A 15,142-nucleotide genomic window follows, 5' to 3' on the forward strand; every position below is an offset into this window, starting at 1 on the left:
TCGGCGCCGACGGATGCGCGCGCTCAGCGCAGCTGCCAGATCTCCCGCAGCCGGTCGTCGGTCGGCATCGGTGCCCGCGCCTCCAACCACTCGGCGTCGATGTCCGACAGCGAGGGGTCCGACTCGAACGCCCCGCCCGAGGCTGCGGGCGGATCCGCCGCCGAGACCGTGGAGTTCTCGACGTTCGCGAACGTCCCCCGCACACGGCCGATGAAGATGGAGTCCTTCGCGCTCATCTCGTCGATGGACTTCGCCGCGTTCACCACGGACGGCGCCCCGGACGTGAAGGCATTCGCACCGTCGGGCAGCGGGTAGCGCTCGAGCATGCGGTCGCCTCCCACGAGGAGGCTCCGATCGAAGACGATGTCGCGGGCCTCCGCTGCCGGGATGAACCCGGCGTTGGTGGAGGAGAACAGCACGGTCCCCTCGATCAGCAGCCCTTCCTTCTCGGCGTTGCCCGACAGTTGAAGAGTGTCGCAGTGCGACGAGGAGCCGTCATCCTTATAGGTCGGGGCGATGTAGCAGCCCCGCACGGAGATGTCGCGGAAGGCGTTCGCCCCCGTCCGGAACGCCCACGTGTCGGCATCGCCTGAAACCGCGTCCGGGGTGACGCACTCCACGAACTCCGTGTTCTCGGTGGGGCCGCTGTCGCCCGACGTGATGTTGAACGCCTGGCCCTTCGACCAGGCCCAGGCCACGTCACGTGTCGAGGTGAGCACGAGACTCTTGGGGAACGTCGAGAACCCGGCGAAGGCCACGCCCATGACGCCGTCGAGCCGGAGCGATCCGTCGATGGTCACCGACTCCGTCCCGTCGCGCGGGATCACGAGGATTCGGGAGGACCGCCCCTCGCGCCCGACGTCGGCCAGCACGGGTTCGGACGTGGAACCCGCTCCGTTTCCGGGCAGGACCCCCGGTTGCACCAGCACCCGCGCCGAGCCGTCCGGCGCCGCGACGTCGACCGCGGTGATCGCGGCGGCGATGGCCTCCCACGTGCACGCGCACTCGACGCTCGCGTCGAACGCGTCGTAGGCGCGCGGCGTCCGCGTCGGCCAGGTGTGGCCGGTGGGGCCGAAGACGTCGCCCGCGGGCGGGATCTCCGGGGCCGTGGATGCCGCCGCGGGGCCGACGACACCGAGAGCCTCGCCCGAGGAGTCCGGCGCGGACGGCGACTCGGTCGGCGTCACGGGTTCCCTCTCGGGGGCGCACGCGGCCACGACGGCCACCGGCGCCAACAGCAGGAGGGACATCGCGGTCCGTCGAGAAAGATCAGTCATTCTTCATTCCGAACACTCCGTAACGATCCCCACCAGCGTCCGACCAACCCTACGCACACGGGAGGTCGGGGACGTTACGGAAGGACGATCTCCCCGCGTCTTCGGGGCGAGTCCACGGGTGAGGAGGAAACGCTCCCCCGCTCCGTCGCCGCACACCGCGATCGGAGCCGCTGCTCGACCCCGGCGACGGCTCCCGGCGCCGACAACGCTCGGGGCCGCCGAGATCTGCCGGGAGGCGCGACCGGCCGAAGGGACGCGAACGCGGGGAGGGATGAGGTGCCGGCTACAGGACTTGAACCTGCAACCCCCGTTTGGGCGACGACGCCTACCGTGGGTTACCTATTTCTCCTGCTGATCGGGTGATACGTCTCCGCCTGTTTACCCTGGGCAACCGTGGGTTCCCGTCTTTTCCCAGCGAAAGCGATGGGTAAGCGATGGATCAGGACGCGAACAGCTCCAGGATCGATCGCACATCGGGCCCCTCGTGGAGGCGCCTGATGTAATGCCGCTTCGTGATCTTCGGCGACTCGTGCCCCAGCTGACCGGCGGCCGTCTCGTCATCGGCCTCGGTCGCGACGAGAGTCGCCACCGCCTTGCGGAACGTCTTCGGCGTCACCCATTCTTCGTAGCCGTGCGCGGCGCGGAACTTCCGCCACTGGGTGCGGAAGTTGTTCGGGCTGCGCAGCGTGCCCGTGACCGAGGGGAAGACGAACTCGCTGTCGCGCGTGCGCTCCGTGAGCGCTTCGACGAGGAACGGAGGGAGGATCAGCCGGCGGTGCGACATCTCCGTCTTCGCGTAGTCCTGCCGGTAGAGGCCCTTCCCCGTGATCTCCTTCACAGTGCCGGTGATCTCGATGTAGGGGATGTCGACGAGGTGCACGTCGTCGGCCCATCGGAGGGCGAACACCTCGCCGGTTCGGATGCCGGTGCCGAGGATCATGTCGACGGGGTCGGCGATGTCGGTGCGACGGAGTGCTCCCCCGTTCGTGAGGCGCGCGTCCCACTCGGCGAGCTGCGCCCTCGCGCGGACGACCTCGGCGACGTCGAGGGTGCGCGGCTCGGCCGCCTTGCGCGGGATGGAGACGGCGTCGCGCACGGGGTTGAGGGGCATGGCACCCTTCCGCACGCCGAGACCGCAGATGCCTCGGAGGACGACGCGGCAGAGGCGCGCGGTCTCGGGCCCGCTGTTCACCATGAGCGCTTCGAGGAACCGGTCGACGGCTGGCACGGTGACCTCGCGCATCTGCAGGCCGCCCATACCGCGGACGATATGCCTGAGATTGCGACGATAGAGGTCCTTCGTTCCTTCGCTGACATCGCGGCGCTCGAGTTCCTTCGCCCACTCCTCGGCGACGCGGCTGAGGCGGGTCTCGGGGGTGAGGTCCTCGGCGGGGAGGCGCGCGCGGTCGCGGAGCGCTTCCTTGAGCGCGTTCTCAGCCTTCTGGCCGGAGGTGCCGCCCCGCTCGACGATCCGGGTGACGCCGTCGTAGTCCCGGAAGCGTGCGCGCGCGACCCATTGGCCGGGGCCGAGCTGCACGCGGTTGATCGTGCCCCACGTGCCGACGGGCATCGGCGGGCGGGCCATGTCAGGCGACCTCGATGCGGTGCGTCCAGGATCCGGCGCCCATCTTCGGTTGCACGTATACGGAGTCGCCGAGGCGCAGAAGTACGGATTGGAATGCCTCGAGGGTCGTGCGCATGACGCCGAGCTCGAGGGCCATGGCGCCGGCGTGACCGTCGCGGAGCTCTTCGACGTGGCGGTAGTCGTCAAGGGTGATGAGGCGCAGCGCGCCCCACTCTTCGGCGGCGCGTTCCTGCTTCGCATGGACCGGGCCGAAGCGCGTGGGCGTGTGGGCGAGAGCGTGGTGGCCGAGCTCGTGCGCGAGGACGCAGCGGTGGAGGCGGGCATGCATGCCGGGGCGGAGGCGGGTGATCTTTCGGTCTGTCCAGGACTGGCCGTCGCGGCCGTCGGGGAGCCGTTCATGCTCGATGTGGATGCCGCCCTGTCGGGCGAGGTCCTCGAGGTACTCGTCGATGGGGGTCATTGCTCGTCGGTGGGCTCCGGGTCGGTGGGGCGGGCTACGGCGTCCAGGTCATCTTCGGTTGGGGCTCCGACATCGGCGCCGAAACGGCCGCGGATCACGTTGCCTGGGGCGTTGATTTCGTGCGTGATGGCACGCATGGCGCCGTCGACGGCGCGAGGCCGGCGATCCGCTGGCACGGCCTCGATCAGCGTGCCGAGGATTCCAAGCCAGATGTCTGTCTGCTCTTCGAAGGAGACGGGCTCGATGTCGATGCCGAGAACTTGATAGATCCGCTGCAGCACCTTCGCCTGCGGGGTGGTGTTGCCGTTCTCGATGTCGCTGAGCGTCTGGCGGGAAACGTTTGCGTTCTCGGCGAGCTCTTCCTGCTTCATGCCCTGCTCAAGTCGTAGCGACTTGACGCGACGCGCCAACGTTGCGCGCATCTCGGCTGTCAGTTTCGCAGGTGAGTTTCTTGACATGGCCATGAACGTATCATGCCCAGAAATCATGGCACAAGCACTTCATTTCTTGACATGAGGTCCAGCCTTGTCCCCCAAATGGGTTGCTTTTGTGTCCAGAAGTTGTCTACAGTCCTGGACATGACCCACCAAAGAACGGCCGGAGAGGCCCTCCGAACACTCCGAGGGATAGCCGGTCTCACTCTCGACAGGGCTGCCGAGATCGCCGACACCGCTCCCGCGTACCTGTCCAAGGTCGAGAACGGTCGACTCGTCCCCACGGTCGGCTACGTCGCGAATGTGACTGCGGCTATCGCGGGGCACATGAAGGAGACCGGCTCGCTGACGAACAAGGTCGCGTCGTGACTTCGTCGGACGAGGTCCTCACGATCCAGCAGGTCGCCGAGGTCACCGGTCTCGCAGTGCAGACGCACTACAACATGCGCTCCAAAGGCGAGGGGCCGCGCATGTGGCTGCTCCGCGGGCGCGTGCGCTGCTACCGCAGCGACCTAGATGCCTGGATGCGCGAGCAGTCCGGCGCCGACAACGTGGCCCCGCTCAAGCGGACCGCCTGACCAACCGAAGTGAGACGCCCCCGGCGGCAACCAGGGGCGAATCGAAAGAGAGGAGGGCACCACAGATGCCCACCACCGCCACCGTAGCACCGCCCCCCGCGTACACCGGAGCGGACATTGCGTCCGGTCTCCGCAAGCTCGCGGACCTCATCGAGACGAAGCCGTGGATCGCCGCTGGCGTCCGCCTTCCGTCCGTCCCCCAGCACATCAGCCTCGGCGTCACCGACCGCGACATCGTCGGCTCCCTCGCTGTCTCCTTCGAGGAGGAGGTAACCGAGTCGGAAGCGGACGGCGTCACCTTCGTCAGCACGTCGACCCAGTTCGACGGTCTCCGAGTCTCCGTGTACGCCATCGTCCCCGCCGCGGAATTGCCGTCGTGAATGTCTACGGCCGCCTCGTGACCGTGTTCTTCGCGTCCGGTCTCGTCTTCCTCGCCCTCGCGCTCATCCGCGGCCGTCTCGACGGCGCCGCCGTCATCGCCGCGACTCTCATCCTCCTCGCCCTGTTCACGACCGTCTGGACGTGGACCCGCCGGAAGCAGAACCACCTCGTGACCACGACCGCCCCCGTCCATTACCCCACCGTCCCCAGTCCCCTCCCCCACGACCACCAGATCCTCGACGATCACTGGCGCGCGATGCAGGACATTGAGGACCGCATCGTCGACGCGATCGGTGACCGCTACGGCACGAAGTCCGCGCGGCAGGCGATCCGGAAGGCGTTCAAGCTGACCGTCCCATGGGTGCTGAACACGCAGCAGACCATCGACGACCTCACCGATGGTCAGCTGCTCGCCGAGATCCGCAAGGAGGAGAAGTCGATCTTCTGGCCCCTCCTGTGCGCCGACCCGAAGTTCCCGACGCAGTGCCCGCGCTGCGGCCAGAACGTCGTCATCGACAAAGAGGGTCTGTGCACGGCGTGCGCCTACGAGTTCTCGGAGGTCGACTGATGCTGCGCACGCTCCCGTTCGTCACGATCGACGTCACGCCCGACACTCCCGCGTGGGAGAACGAGCGCCGCGGCTCCGTAGGCGCGTCCGAAGTCGCCGCCGTCATGGGCCTCTCTTCCTACGGCAACACCGCCCTCGACGTCTACAAGCACAAGCAGGGCGTCGACCGTGACTTCGACCCGCTGCTCGCCTGGATCGGCCACCAGTCCGAGCCGATCATCGAAGCCTGGGTGCACCAGTTCGCAGGCCTCGACGTGACGCTCTCCCCGGGCTTCATGGCCCGCTCCGCCGCCCACCCGTTCCTGCACGCCTCGTTCGACCGCGTGTCCTCCTACCCGTTCATCACGTGGCAGTTCAAGACCGCCCACCACTACTCCGGGCACCACTGGGACGAGGGCATCCCGACAGACATCCGCGTGCAGGTTCAGGCGGAGATGGCCGTCGCCGGCACCACCCGTGCCGCCGTCGTCGTCTGGATCGGTGGGCGCGAGTTCCGCCTGTTCTGGGAGCCCCGCGACGACCGTTTCATCAACGAGCACCTCATCCCCTCAGTCGAGGCGTTCTGGGAGGGGAACGTGCGTGCGGGCATCCCCCCGATGCCGTCGACCATCGCCGAGCTGAACGAGGTCCCCGTCGACGCGGGCACGTCCCTCGAGGCCGACGACACGGTCATGGAGGCGATCGAGCGCCGCGCGATCTTGCTCGCCGACATGCAGGCGCAGAAGGCCGAAGCTGACGCCCTTCAGGTTGCGATCGGGCAGTGGCTCGGCGGCGCCGACACCATCACCCGCAACGGGAAGAACGTCCTCACCTACCGCTACCAGAAGGGGCGCATGGGACTCGACACGTCCGCGCTCCGCCAGGTGCACCCCGACATCGTCCGCGAGTTCACCACCCAGGGCCAGCCCTACCGGGTGATGCGCACCAACCTCAAGGAGAAGAAGTGACCGACCTCTCTACCGCCGCCGCCGCGGCGAAGCAGAACCCCACCATGAAAGACCTCGTCGAGGCACAGCTGCCAGCGATCGAGCGGCAGCTCGGCGGGGCGATGAACAGCGAAGCGTTCGTCCGCGCCGTGCTGTCGGAGATCATGAAGTCGCCGCAGCTGATGCAGGCCGACCCGAAGACCCTCCTCGGCGGTGTCATGCTCGCCGCACAGCTGCGCCTTGAGATCGGGTCCGGGCTGGGCGAGTTCTACCTCACCCCGCGGAAGGACCGCGGGCAGCAAATCTGCCTCCCGATCATCGGCTACCAGGGCCTGATCAAGCTCGCTCTCCGGTCGGAGTTCGTGATGAACGTGCAGGCGTTCCTCGTCCGCCGCGGGGACCAGTTCACGTACGGCGCGAATGCCGAGCGCGGCATGTTCTACGACTGGGTGCCGCAGGACTTCGAGGAGACCCGCGACTGGATCGGCGTCGTCGCCACCGCGCGCATGCGCTCCGGCGGGACGACGTGGGTCTACCTCACCCGAACCCAGGTCATGGAACGCCGCCCGTCGTACTGGGCGTCGACGCCGTGGAAGACGAACGAGGACGAGATGGTCAAGAAGACCGCCGTCCGCGCCCTGGCGAAGTATCTTCCGAAGTCGACCGACCTGGGCCGCGCGCTCGAGGCCGACGAGGCGAAGGTGCAGACCCTCCGCGGTCTCGACGAGGTCGAGGTCACCCGCATCGACGACGAGCCCGAGACGGTCGTCGTCAACGAGAACACGGCCGCGGACTGGAACACCGCCGAGGTGCCCTCGTGAACGCTTCGAGCGTCTGGACGGACGACCGCATTCGCGAAGCCTTCCTCGACGACGGCGGTCAGGCCGCCTACCACGACCCCATCAACGGCGAGAAGGAGCAGCGTCGCATCGCAGGCGACATCTTCGACGGCTGGCTCGCCAGCCACGACGAGGCGGTGCGCTCATCGGTCGACTGGCGTGTCCTCGGCGGCCTCGTCCCCGGTGTCATCCACGCCGCCTGGCTGCGTGACGGCGACCGCATCTGCATCAACACGATGGATGGCGTCGTGCACCTCCATACCGTCGACGAGGCGGAAGGTCTCGCGCACTTCATCTTCATCACCGACGCCGGCCAGGTCAGGGTCACCCGATCCCTCGACTCGGAGATCCGTGTGATCGCTGCGACTACGGGAGCGGACCAGTGACCGACATCGCGAAGCCCCGACGGTCCCGCGCGTCAGCGAAGGACGCCGGCACCCGCTTTGAGCGCTCCGTCGCCGACTTCCTCGCGAAGCGCCTCGGCGACGACCGCATCGACCGCCGCGCGAAGACCGGGGCGAAGGACCGCGGTGACATCGGCGGCGTCCGCACCCCGCTCGGTGGCCGCGTCGTCATCGAGTGCAAAGACACCGCACGCGCCGACCTGCCCGGGTGGCTCCGTCAGGCCGAGGCCGAGCGCGGGAACGACGACGCGGTCGTCGGGGTGGTCGTGCACAAGAAGCGCGGCACAACGGACCCCGCGGAGCAGTACGTGACCATGAGCCTCGAAACGCTTGCGGTGTTCCTCGAAGGCGGTGCCCGCGCATGAGCGCTCTCCTGACCCTCAGCACCGGCAACGACGGCCGTGACTACGAATCGTTCCTGCGCGACAAGGTCGCGTTCGACCGATCGTTCGGGTTCGACGTCGACGACGCCGACCTGTCGCCCATCTTCCGGCCCGGTCACGACCTCTACAAGCCGCACCAGGCAGACGTCGTGAAGTGGGCCGTCGCCGGCGGCCGGCGTGCGATCTTCGCCCGATACGGCATGGGCAAGTCCGTCATGCAGCTCGAAGTACTCCGGCTCATCATCGAGCGGGTCGGCGGCCGCGGGCTCGTCGTAGCCCCGCTCGGCGTCCGCTTCGACATCGCGCGAGACGGCCGCGAGCTGCTCGACGTCGAGGTGCGTTTCGTCCGCACCACGGCCGAGGTCGACCCCACCTGGTCGGGCCTGTACGTCACGAACTACGAGTCCGTGCGCGACGGGAAGCTCGACGTCGACCTGTTCACCGCCGTCTCGCTCGACGAGGCCGCAGTACTCCGCTCGTTCGGCTCCGAGACCTACCAGCGGTTCCTCGTCCTCTTCGCCAACACCCCATTCCGTTTCGTCGCCACCGCCACCCCGTCGCCGAACCGGCATAAGGAGCTGATCCACTATGCCGGGTTCCTCGGCATCATGGACACCGGCGCCGCCCTCACCCGGTTCTTCCAGCGCGACTCGTCGAAGGCCGGCAACCTCACGCTGTACCCGCACAAGCGCCGCGAGTTCTGGCTGTGGCTCAACACCTGGGCCTGCTTCCTCCAGCGGCCCTCCGACCTCGGATACTCCGACGCTGGCTACGCCCTCCCCGAGCTGCGGGTGCACTGGGACGAGGTTCAGGTCGGCATCCTCTCCGACCAGGTCGACCGCGACGGCCAGGGCGTCCTCGTCCGCGGCGGCGCCATGTCACTCGTGGATGCCGCGCGCGAGAAGCGACGCACCCTCGACGCCCGCGTGGACCGTGCGATGTCGATCGTGCGCGAGCACTTCGGACACCCGCTGCCCGGCCAGATCCTCCTGTGGTGCGACCTGAACGACGAACAGACCGCGCTCGAGCGAGCGCTCGACACCGAGGGCCTCACGTACTCGTCCGTGCACGGCGGGCTCACCGACGAACAGATCGAGCAGCAGCTCGGCGCCTGGCTCGCCGGCGAGACATACGCGCTCATCGGAAAGCCCGTCCAGCTCGGCCGCGGCCTCAATCTGCAGCAGTGCAGCACGGCCGTCTTCGTCGGCATCACCCACAAGTACGAGCAGGTCGTCCAGGCTGTGCACCGCATTCACCGGTTCGGGCAGATGCAGGAGTGCGACGTACACCTGATCTACGCCGAGACGGAGTCCGAGGTGCGCGCCGTGCTCGAGACGAAATGGGCCGAGGACGAACGCCTTACCGACACCATGTCCGACGTCCTCCGCGAATTCGGGCTCTCGGCATCCGCGATCTCCGCCGAGCTCACCCGCGCGATGGGCGTCGAGCGAGAGGTGCACACCGGCGAGGCATGGACTATCGCGCTGAACGACTCGGTCGTGGAGGCGCGCAATCACCTCGAGTCGGACTCCGTCGGGCTGATGGTGACGAGCATCCCGTTCGGCAACCATTACGAGTACTCCCCGAACTACGCCGACTTCGGTCACACCGACGACAACGCGCACTTCTGGTGGCAGATGGACTACCTGACGCCGTCGCTCTACCGCGCGCTCATGCCGGGCAGAATCCTCGCCGTACACGTGAAGGACCGTCAGCTCTTTGGCTCCGTCACGGGTGCCGGCGTCTACACCGTCAGCGAGCTGCACGCCGAAGCGATCGCGCACTACCGCCAGCACGGATTCGACTACTACGGCGCAATCACCGTCACGACCGACGTCGTGCGCGAGAACAATCAGACGTACCGGCTGTCGTACTCGAAGATGCTCCGCGACCACACTCCGATGGGCGTCGGCTCACCGGAGTACGTGCTGCTTTTCCACAAGCCGCAGAGCGACCGCTCGAAGGGCTGGGCCGACGAGCGTGTCGTGAAGGCTCGCGACGAATACTCAGTCGGCCGGTGGCAGATTGACGCGGCCGCGGACTGGCGAGCCTCCGGCGACCGTCTGCTCGCCCTCGACGAGCTCGCAGTACTCGACCCGGGCGCGCGATCAAAGCTGTTCACGGATCAGTCTCTCCGCTCGGTCTACGACTACGAGCGGCACGTTGCCCTTGCTGAGCGACTCGCGGCCGCCAACGCGCTCCCGGGCACGTTCGCGTCGCTCGTCCCGGGGTCGTGGGCGCCAAACGTGTGGCACGACGTCCTGCGCATCGAGACGCTGAACAGCGAGCAGAAGCGCCGCGCCGTCGAGAACCACATCTGCCCCTTCCCGCTCGAGATCCCGCGGCGCCTCATCGCGGCCTACTCCAACCCCGGCGACCTCGTCTACGACCCGTTCAGCGGTCTCGGCTCGACGGTGCTCGAAGCGGTGCGGCAGGGCCGCCGTGGGTACGGGTCCGAGCTCAACCCGGCGTCGGTCGCCGACTCTCTCGTCTACCTGCGCCGGCACGACGACGAGCAGGGCGTCCCAACCCTGTTCGACCTGCTCGACACCGAATGGGCCGCTGCGTGAACTGGGCGCCCGACACCCTCCCCCGGCTCCGCCGCGCGTGCGGCGCGTGCCCGGGATGCCACCCCGGCCGCCAGTTCGGCGGCGACGAGTCCTGCCGACGCTCCACCTGCCCCTGCCACGAAGGAGACACCGTGTCCGATCGACGCGTCCCCCGCCGCCAGCTCGAAGCGCTGTCCCGGCGCGATGGGTTCGTGTGCGTGTGGACGGCGACCACCGGGGAGCGTCTTGTCCCGCAGCACCGTCAGGGCGGAATGGGGGGCCGGCCGGATAAGCACCGCGCCGAGAACCTGCTGTGGCTCGACTCGCTGCTGAACGGGGGCATCGAGGCGGACGCCGACCTCGCGGAGATCGCGAAGGCGTACGGCATCAAGGTCCCGATCTGGGTACCCGACGTCGCCGCGGTGCCGGTGTTCTTCGCGCACGAGCACGCCTGGTTCCTCCTGGAGGGTGACGAGCGTCGCGAGATCAGCGCCGTCGAGGCGCTCGACCGGATGCACCAGATCTACGGGGACGAGTACTTCGCGTGGAAAGCACGCGCGGACCAGACGCCCCGGGCCGCACTGCTCGCGCTGAGGGGGTCCCGCTGATGCGCATCCGCAGCACGAAGCCCGAGTTCTGGAAGAGCGAGCGTGTGGCGCTCCTGACGTGGGAGGACCGCCTCCTCCTCAAGGGGTTGGAGTCGTACGTCGACGACAACGGCGTGGGGCGCGACGACGTGGCGCTGATCGTTGGCGACCTGTTCGCGCGCGACATGTTCGCGAATCCTCGCGAGACCGTCGCGAGGGTTTCCGAAGGTCTTTCCCGCATCGAAACCGTCGGACTTATCCACAGGTACGAGGCCGACGGGACCCGACTGCTGTTCGTGTCGTTCTGGGAAAGCATTCAGCGCATCGACAAGCCGGGTAAGGGAAGAATGCCCAGGCCAGACGGCACAACCGAGTTCGGCGACTCCGACATTCGCGAGAGTGTCGCGAAGCCTCGCGAGACCGTCGCTCCTGGAACAGGGGAACAGAGGAACAGAGGAACAGAGGAACAGGGGAACAGAGTGTTCTCGCGCGCGTGACCCCGACCGCTGAACTCGAAGCCGCGTTCGTTCACGCCTACGCCGCCTGGCCGAAGAAGACCGAGCGGAAGCAGGCGTTCGACCGCTTCAAGATCGCCGCCCGCCGCCGCCCCCTCGCGGAGCTCGTCGCCGACATCGTCCGCTTCGGCACCGCGTACGCCGAGACGACGGAGACGAAATTCGTCCCCGCGCTGGGCGTGTGGATCGGCCACGAACGGTGGACCGACGACCTCCCCGCAGCCCGCGCGCCCCGACCGGCCCCCGCTGCGCGTCCGACGCGCGGTCAAGAGCACCTCGCCTACATCGCCTCTCTCGGCGAACCCACTCACCAGCAGGAGATCGAACGATGAACACCCAAGAAGCGGCGAAGCTCCTCGCGGTCGCCGCGGGCTTCGACAACCGCCGCCCCGACGACCTCGCGACCGCCGCGTGGCTCGAGCTGCTCGGCGACTTCACCTACGACCAGTGCCGCACCGCGATCGTCGCCCACTACCGCGACCCCGCGACTCGGCACCAGTACCTCACCGCGGCGCACGTGCTCGACCGTGTCGAGGCCGGCGCCCGCACGAAGACCGCCGACGTCGAGACCGACGTGCGGTCGGCGAAGGCGCGCGGCATCGTCCCCGCCGACTGGCCGCGCCGGCAACCGCTCGACCCGGAGGCCGCGTACCGGCTGCAGGCTGCGCGGGAGCGGGACCGCCAGGAGTCCATCCGTTACACGACCGGCGCGATCGAGGCCGGGGCATGAGCACCGCACTCATCCCGATCACCGTGCACATCGACGGCGGCACGTTCCGTTTCCTCGACGCTGCCGCGCGGCGGGCGTCCGCAGCAGCGGGGCGCGAGGTGCCGGTGGCCGAGTTGATCGAGCGGAAGCTCGCGAACGGTGCCGCCCAGCCCGCGAACTCCGTCGAGCCCGACCGAGACGCGCGGTCCTACCAGTCGCGGCGCACGCTCACCGATGCCAACCGCCAGACCATTCGGCAGATGACCGCCGATGGCGCCACGGCCAAGGCGATCGCGGCCGTCGTCGGCTGCCATCCCGGCACCGTCAAGAACTACCGGAGCATCCTGCGCCAGCAGACGAGCCAGAACCACGAAGAGACGAGGACAGCATGACGAACAACGACACCGTGCGCGCCGAGGTGTACCTGCAGGTGGCGCCCGAATACAGCAGGTGGGTGCGCGACCGCGCGTCGGTGGAGGCCATCGATGGGGCGAAGGTCGTGGCGTCGACGCAGAACCGGTCGTCGAGCCCGCGCGCGGGGACGGTCGAGGTGAAGCTCACCGTCGAGATCCCGAAGGCCGCGTTCGTGCCCCTGCGGCCCGAGGCTGTGGTCATCGTGCCCGAGAGCATGACGACGCCGCACCCGGTCGAAGTTGAGGCACAGAACGCCAACGAGGCGGACGTCTGATGGCGGGCGAGACGATCATCACCGTCGTGGGCAACTTGACCGCCGATCCCGAGCTGCGGTACACGCAAAACGGTCTCCCGGTCGCGAACTTCACCATCGCGAGCACACCGCGCACGTTCGACCGTCAGGCGAACGAGTGGAAGGACGGGGATGCCCTGTTCCTCCGCGCGTCGGTGTGGCGGGAGTTCGCTGAGCACGTCGCCGGGTCGCTGACGAAGGGCTCCCGCGTCATCGCGACCGGGCGACTCAAGCAGCAGAGCTACCAGGACAAGGAGGGCAACAACCGCACGTCGATCGTGCTCGAGGTCGACGAGATCGGCCCGTCCCTGCGGTACGCGACGGCGCAGGTCACGCGCGCCACGGGCGGCACGGGCTCGACTGGCGGCCAATCGGGCGCTCCGGTGGGTGACGAGCCCTGGGCAACGCCGGGAGCGGCTCAGGCTGGCGCAGCGGACGCATGGGGAGGTGGCGGTCATGGAGACGACACCCCGTTCTAAGCCGTTCACGGCTCGCTACCCCGGCCGCTGTCACGCCGACTGCGGCGACAGTATCGAGCCCGGCGACGACGTCGTGTACGTCGGCGACCAGCTCGTGCACGACGGTTGCACCCCGGCCGCTGAGGTCGAGCGCGCCCCGCGCCCGGTCTGCCCCGACTGCTTCACCGAGATCGCCCCGAACGGAGCCTGCTCATGCCAGTGAAACGCCGCCCGCCGATCGGAACTCGCGTCATGTGGGTCTACGGCCGCAAGGACTACGCCTCGTACGGCGAGGTAGGGACCATCACGGCGCACGACGCGGACTCGCGGCACACGTTCACCGTCACAACAGACGACTATCAGCCGTTCCATCGGGTCGCCTTCGGTTCGAAGTCCAAGCCCACCGGGCACTCGCGGGAGCTCACCCGCGTCACGGTTCGCGAGTGCCCGCGGCTGGCGGAGGTCTATCGAGAGACCGCTCGCCGTCTCCGCGACGTGGCGCGCTACTGGGACGAGGCCGCACGCGGAGTGATGACCGCCGCGACGTCGGAGCAGGACACCACGAACGGAGAACCGACATGACCCTCGTATGCGCCACGAACGACGGCCTCCCCGGCATCCGCGCGTGCACGACGCTCGGGGAGCACCGCGTCACCTGCCTCGACCACCCCGGCTGGGCCGAGAGCACCCGCCCCGGCACCTGCCGCGGCTGCCTCCCCCTCGCCGCCGAGGTCGGGTTCCTCTGCCGCCACTGCTGGGACCTCGTCGAGACCGCTTTCGCCGGGTGGCACCGATGGTCGACGCTCATCGTCGCGGCCGGCGGACGCGCCGTCGCCGCCACGGGAGGCGGCGGGTCCACCGCGCTCGGGTACTCGAACCTGTCACTCGCCATGCTCGAGCTCGACGCCTGCAACCGGCACCTCGCCACCCGCGGAGACCTCACCCTGCTCATGTGGGTGAACACGCCCGCCGGCGCCGCGCACGCGATCCAGTTCGCGCACGCCGCGCTGAACGCGTACCGCACGCTCGAGGTCGAGGAACGGGCGAAGGTCACCCCGCCGCCCGCGCGGTGCCCCGAGTGCGGCCTCCTCACGGCGACACGGAACCGGGAGCGGGTCGTCGGCGCGTTCACTGTCGTCGAGTGCCAGCACTGCGGCCACCGGCTCGACAAGATCCGCACCGGCCCCGCGTCGTGGGGCGGGTCGACCGCGTGCGAGTCGGACGACGCGATCCAGCACGTCGAATGTCCGGACGTCGACTGCGACTGCTGGTGCCACCTCATCGGCGTGCAGTCCCGCCATGCGGGCATTCCCGCCCTGTGGGACGCCGACCTCGCTACCGCCGCCCCCGGCTCCGCACCCCGCGACGCCTGGACCATCGACGACGCGCACACGATCACCCGGCGCACCGCCGACGCAGGAAGGAAGACCGCATGAGCACCTTCGACGAGAGAGAGCCGTTCAAGAAGCGCGTGGTGACGGCGAGTCTGACCGGCGAGCAGCGTCAGGAGTTCGACCAGATCAAAACGGCGCTGGGGATAACGTCCGACGGCGCCCTCATCAAGCGCGCACTGGCCGACCTTTCCCGGACCGTCCTCGTCGACGGCGGGCGAGCCGACGTCGACCACAGCGTGCAGGCGATCGGGGCCGAGGATCAGTTCGCCGTGCACCAGAGGGACCGCGAAGCGCGTTGCGACGACTGGAAGCAGCATCCGCTCATGGATCGGTGCCGCTGCGGCTACCGGCGGACACCCAACCACACGAACGGGAGCACACCGTGAAGA

At 68.6% G+C, this 15,142-nt stretch carries 24 protein-coding genes; 20 read left to right on the forward strand and 4 right to left on the reverse strand.

Features of this window, described 5'->3' with window-relative positions; translation table 11 throughout:
• Nucleotides 1-23: 23 nt before the first annotated feature.
• The 4 genes from ACTJJP_RS06655 to ACTJJP_RS06670 form a co-directional block, all read right to left on the reverse strand.
• Complete coding sequence (locus tag ACTJJP_RS06655) at nucleotides 24-1,277, reverse strand: hypothetical protein (protein ID WP_440774236.1); 1,254 nt, start codon at nucleotides 1,275-1,277, stop codon at nucleotides 24-26.
• A gap of 439 nt (nucleotides 1,278-1,716) precedes the next feature.
• Nucleotides 1,717-2,862 carry a site-specific integrase gene (locus tag ACTJJP_RS06660; protein ID WP_440774237.1) on the reverse strand — a complete coding sequence of 382 codons (1,146 nt, stop codon included), beginning with the start codon at nucleotides 2,860-2,862 and terminating at the stop codon, nucleotides 1,717-1,719.
• A gap of 1 nt (nucleotide 2,863) precedes the next feature.
• Nucleotides 2,864-3,322, reverse strand: coding sequence for an ImmA/IrrE family metallo-endopeptidase (locus ACTJJP_RS06665; protein ID WP_440774238.1), 459 nt, complete (start codon nucleotides 3,320-3,322; stop codon nucleotides 2,864-2,866).
• The gene (locus ACTJJP_RS06670) at nucleotides 3,319-3,786 is read right to left on the reverse strand and encodes a helix-turn-helix transcriptional regulator (RefSeq protein WP_440774239.1); all 468 of its coding nucleotides are present in this window, start codon (nucleotides 3,784-3,786) and stop codon (nucleotides 3,319-3,321) included. Before ACTJJP_RS06670 ends, ACTJJP_RS06665 begins: the two co-directional genes overlap by 4 nt.
• 114 nt (nucleotides 3,787-3,900) lie before the next feature.
• Between ACTJJP_RS06670 and ACTJJP_RS06675 the strand changes: the two genes are divergently transcribed.
• From ACTJJP_RS06675 to ACTJJP_RS06770, 20 genes are all read left to right on the forward strand, one after another.
• A complete protein-coding gene (locus ACTJJP_RS06675) occupies nucleotides 3,901-4,125 on the forward strand; it encodes a helix-turn-helix domain-containing protein (protein ID WP_440774240.1) in 225 nt (74 codons plus the stop codon).
• Nucleotides 4,122-4,334: a helix-turn-helix transcriptional regulator gene (locus ACTJJP_RS06680; RefSeq protein WP_440774241.1), complete on the forward strand. Its 213-nt coding sequence runs from the start codon at nucleotides 4,122-4,124 to the stop codon at nucleotides 4,332-4,334. Before ACTJJP_RS06675 ends, ACTJJP_RS06680 begins: the two co-directional genes overlap by 4 nt.
• Nucleotides 4,335-4,399: 65 nt before the next feature.
• A complete protein-coding gene (locus tag ACTJJP_RS06685) occupies nucleotides 4,400-4,714 on the forward strand; it encodes a hypothetical protein (RefSeq protein WP_440774242.1) in 315 nt (104 codons plus the stop codon).
• Nucleotides 4,715-4,731: 17 nt separating this feature from the next.
• Nucleotides 4,732-5,283, forward strand: a complete 552-nt coding sequence (locus tag ACTJJP_RS06690; protein WP_440774243.1) for a hypothetical protein — start codon at nucleotides 4,732-4,734, stop codon at nucleotides 5,281-5,283.
• Nucleotides 5,283-6,230 carry a YqaJ viral recombinase family protein gene (locus ACTJJP_RS06695; protein WP_440774244.1) on the forward strand — a complete coding sequence of 316 codons (948 nt, stop codon included), beginning with the start codon at nucleotides 5,283-5,285 and terminating at the stop codon, nucleotides 6,228-6,230. Before ACTJJP_RS06690 ends, ACTJJP_RS06695 begins: the two co-directional genes overlap by 1 nt.
• The gene (locus tag ACTJJP_RS06700; RefSeq protein ID WP_440774245.1) at nucleotides 6,227-7,030 is read left to right on the forward strand and encodes a recombinase RecT; all 804 of its coding nucleotides are present in this window, start codon (nucleotides 6,227-6,229) and stop codon (nucleotides 7,028-7,030) included. The genes ACTJJP_RS06695 and ACTJJP_RS06700 overlap by 4 nt, the downstream gene beginning before the upstream one ends.
• Nucleotides 7,027-7,434, forward strand: a complete 408-nt coding sequence (locus ACTJJP_RS06705) for a hypothetical protein (RefSeq protein WP_440774246.1) — start codon at nucleotides 7,027-7,029, stop codon at nucleotides 7,432-7,434. The genes ACTJJP_RS06700 and ACTJJP_RS06705 overlap by 4 nt, the downstream gene beginning before the upstream one ends.
• The gene (locus ACTJJP_RS06710; protein ID WP_440774247.1) at nucleotides 7,431-7,817 is read left to right on the forward strand and encodes a hypothetical protein; all 387 of its coding nucleotides are present in this window, start codon (nucleotides 7,431-7,433) and stop codon (nucleotides 7,815-7,817) included. The genes ACTJJP_RS06705 and ACTJJP_RS06710 overlap by 4 nt, the downstream gene beginning before the upstream one ends.
• A complete protein-coding gene (locus ACTJJP_RS06715; protein ID WP_440774248.1) occupies nucleotides 7,814-10,405 on the forward strand; it encodes a DNA methyltransferase in 2,592 nt (863 codons plus the stop codon). Before ACTJJP_RS06710 ends, ACTJJP_RS06715 begins: the two co-directional genes overlap by 4 nt.
• A gap of 131 nt (nucleotides 10,406-10,536) precedes the next feature.
• Nucleotides 10,537-10,992, forward strand: coding sequence for a hypothetical protein (locus ACTJJP_RS06720; RefSeq protein ID WP_440774249.1), 456 nt, complete (start codon nucleotides 10,537-10,539; stop codon nucleotides 10,990-10,992).
• Nucleotides 10,992-11,468 carry a hypothetical protein gene (locus ACTJJP_RS06725; protein ID WP_440774250.1) on the forward strand — a complete coding sequence of 159 codons (477 nt, stop codon included), beginning with the start codon at nucleotides 10,992-10,994 and terminating at the stop codon, nucleotides 11,466-11,468. Before ACTJJP_RS06720 ends, ACTJJP_RS06725 begins: the two co-directional genes overlap by 1 nt.
• Nucleotides 11,465-11,818 carry a hypothetical protein gene (locus ACTJJP_RS06730; RefSeq protein WP_440774251.1) on the forward strand — a complete coding sequence of 118 codons (354 nt, stop codon included), beginning with the start codon at nucleotides 11,465-11,467 and terminating at the stop codon, nucleotides 11,816-11,818. The genes ACTJJP_RS06725 and ACTJJP_RS06730 overlap by 4 nt, the downstream gene beginning before the upstream one ends.
• The gene (locus ACTJJP_RS06735) at nucleotides 11,815-12,216 is read left to right on the forward strand and encodes a hypothetical protein (protein WP_440774252.1); all 402 of its coding nucleotides are present in this window, start codon (nucleotides 11,815-11,817) and stop codon (nucleotides 12,214-12,216) included. Before ACTJJP_RS06730 ends, ACTJJP_RS06735 begins: the two co-directional genes overlap by 4 nt.
• Nucleotides 12,213-12,587 carry a helix-turn-helix domain-containing protein gene (locus tag ACTJJP_RS06740; RefSeq protein ID WP_440774253.1) on the forward strand — a complete coding sequence of 125 codons (375 nt, stop codon included), beginning with the start codon at nucleotides 12,213-12,215 and terminating at the stop codon, nucleotides 12,585-12,587. The genes ACTJJP_RS06735 and ACTJJP_RS06740 overlap by 4 nt, the downstream gene beginning before the upstream one ends.
• On the forward strand, nucleotides 12,584-12,883 hold the full coding sequence (locus tag ACTJJP_RS06745; RefSeq protein ID WP_440774254.1) for a hypothetical protein: 300 nt from the start codon (nucleotides 12,584-12,586) through the stop codon (nucleotides 12,881-12,883). The genes ACTJJP_RS06740 and ACTJJP_RS06745 overlap by 4 nt, the downstream gene beginning before the upstream one ends.
• The gene (locus ACTJJP_RS06750) at nucleotides 12,883-13,380 is read left to right on the forward strand and encodes a single-stranded DNA-binding protein (protein WP_440774255.1); all 498 of its coding nucleotides are present in this window, start codon (nucleotides 12,883-12,885) and stop codon (nucleotides 13,378-13,380) included. The genes ACTJJP_RS06745 and ACTJJP_RS06750 overlap by 1 nt, the downstream gene beginning before the upstream one ends.
• The gene (locus ACTJJP_RS06755) at nucleotides 13,358-13,582 is read left to right on the forward strand and encodes a hypothetical protein (protein ID WP_440774256.1); all 225 of its coding nucleotides are present in this window, start codon (nucleotides 13,358-13,360) and stop codon (nucleotides 13,580-13,582) included. Before ACTJJP_RS06750 ends, ACTJJP_RS06755 begins: the two co-directional genes overlap by 23 nt.
• Nucleotides 13,573-13,941, forward strand: coding sequence for a hypothetical protein (locus tag ACTJJP_RS06760; protein WP_440774257.1), 369 nt, complete (start codon nucleotides 13,573-13,575; stop codon nucleotides 13,939-13,941). The genes ACTJJP_RS06755 and ACTJJP_RS06760 overlap by 10 nt, the downstream gene beginning before the upstream one ends.
• On the forward strand, nucleotides 13,938-14,795 hold the full coding sequence (locus ACTJJP_RS06765) for a hypothetical protein (RefSeq protein ID WP_440774258.1): 858 nt from the start codon (nucleotides 13,938-13,940) through the stop codon (nucleotides 14,793-14,795). Before ACTJJP_RS06760 ends, ACTJJP_RS06765 begins: the two co-directional genes overlap by 4 nt.
• Nucleotides 14,792-15,139: a hypothetical protein gene (locus ACTJJP_RS06770; protein WP_440774259.1), complete on the forward strand. Its 348-nt coding sequence runs from the start codon at nucleotides 14,792-14,794 to the stop codon at nucleotides 15,137-15,139. Before ACTJJP_RS06765 ends, ACTJJP_RS06770 begins: the two co-directional genes overlap by 4 nt.
• Nucleotides 15,140-15,142 lie beyond the last annotated feature (3 nt).

The sequence above is a fragment of the Microbacterium sp. 22296 genome (assembly GCF_052045385.1).
Classification (GTDB): domain Bacteria; phylum Actinomycetota; class Actinomycetes; order Actinomycetales; family Microbacteriaceae; genus Microbacterium.

Bases quoted from the DNA above. Each gene is read 5' to 3' on its own strand.
- ACTJJP_RS06695 (WP_440774244.1), top strand. From the start codon at position 5,283: ATGCTGCGCACGCTCCCGTTCGTCACGATCGACGTCACGCCCGACACT.
- ACTJJP_RS06760 (WP_440774257.1), top strand. From the start codon at position 13,573: ATGCCAGTGAAACGCCGCCCGCCGATCGGAACTCGCGTCATGTGGGTC.
- ACTJJP_RS06735 (WP_440774252.1), top strand. From the start codon at position 11,815: ATGAACACCCAAGAAGCGGCGAAGCTCCTCGCGGTCGCCGCGGGCTTC.
- ACTJJP_RS06765 (WP_440774258.1), top strand. From the start codon at position 13,938: ATGACCCTCGTATGCGCCACGAACGACGGCCTCCCCGGCATCCGCGCG.
- ACTJJP_RS06655 (WP_440774236.1), bottom strand. From the start codon at position 1,277: ATGACTGATCTTTCTCGACGGACCGCGATGTCCCTCCTGCTGTTGGCG.
- ACTJJP_RS06685 (WP_440774242.1), top strand. From the start codon at position 4,400: ATGCCCACCACCGCCACCGTAGCACCGCCCCCCGCGTACACCGGAGCG.
- ACTJJP_RS06665 (WP_440774238.1), bottom strand. From the start codon at position 3,322: ATGACCCCCATCGACGAGTACCTCGAGGACCTCGCCCGACAGGGCGGC.
- ACTJJP_RS06675 (WP_440774240.1), top strand. From the start codon at position 3,901: ATGACCCACCAAAGAACGGCCGGAGAGGCCCTCCGAACACTCCGAGGG.
- ACTJJP_RS06755 (WP_440774256.1), top strand. From the start codon at position 13,358: ATGGAGACGACACCCCGTTCTAAGCCGTTCACGGCTCGCTACCCCGGC.
- ACTJJP_RS06670 (WP_440774239.1), bottom strand. From the start codon at position 3,786: ATGGCCATGTCAAGAAACTCACCTGCGAAACTGACAGCCGAGATGCGC.
- ACTJJP_RS06715 (WP_440774248.1), top strand. From the start codon at position 7,814: ATGAGCGCTCTCCTGACCCTCAGCACCGGCAACGACGGCCGTGACTAC.
- ACTJJP_RS06770 (WP_440774259.1), top strand. From the start codon at position 14,792: ATGAGCACCTTCGACGAGAGAGAGCCGTTCAAGAAGCGCGTGGTGACG.
- ACTJJP_RS06740 (WP_440774253.1), top strand. From the start codon at position 12,213: ATGAGCACCGCACTCATCCCGATCACCGTGCACATCGACGGCGGCACG.
- ACTJJP_RS06660 (WP_440774237.1), bottom strand. From the start codon at position 2,862: ATGGCCCGCCCGCCGATGCCCGTCGGCACGTGGGGCACGATCAACCGC.
- ACTJJP_RS06725 (WP_440774250.1), top strand. From the start codon at position 10,992: ATGCGCATCCGCAGCACGAAGCCCGAGTTCTGGAAGAGCGAGCGTGTG.
- ACTJJP_RS06750 (WP_440774255.1), top strand. From the start codon at position 12,883: ATGGCGGGCGAGACGATCATCACCGTCGTGGGCAACTTGACCGCCGAT.
- ACTJJP_RS06745 (WP_440774254.1), top strand. From the start codon at position 12,584: ATGACGAACAACGACACCGTGCGCGCCGAGGTGTACCTGCAGGTGGCG.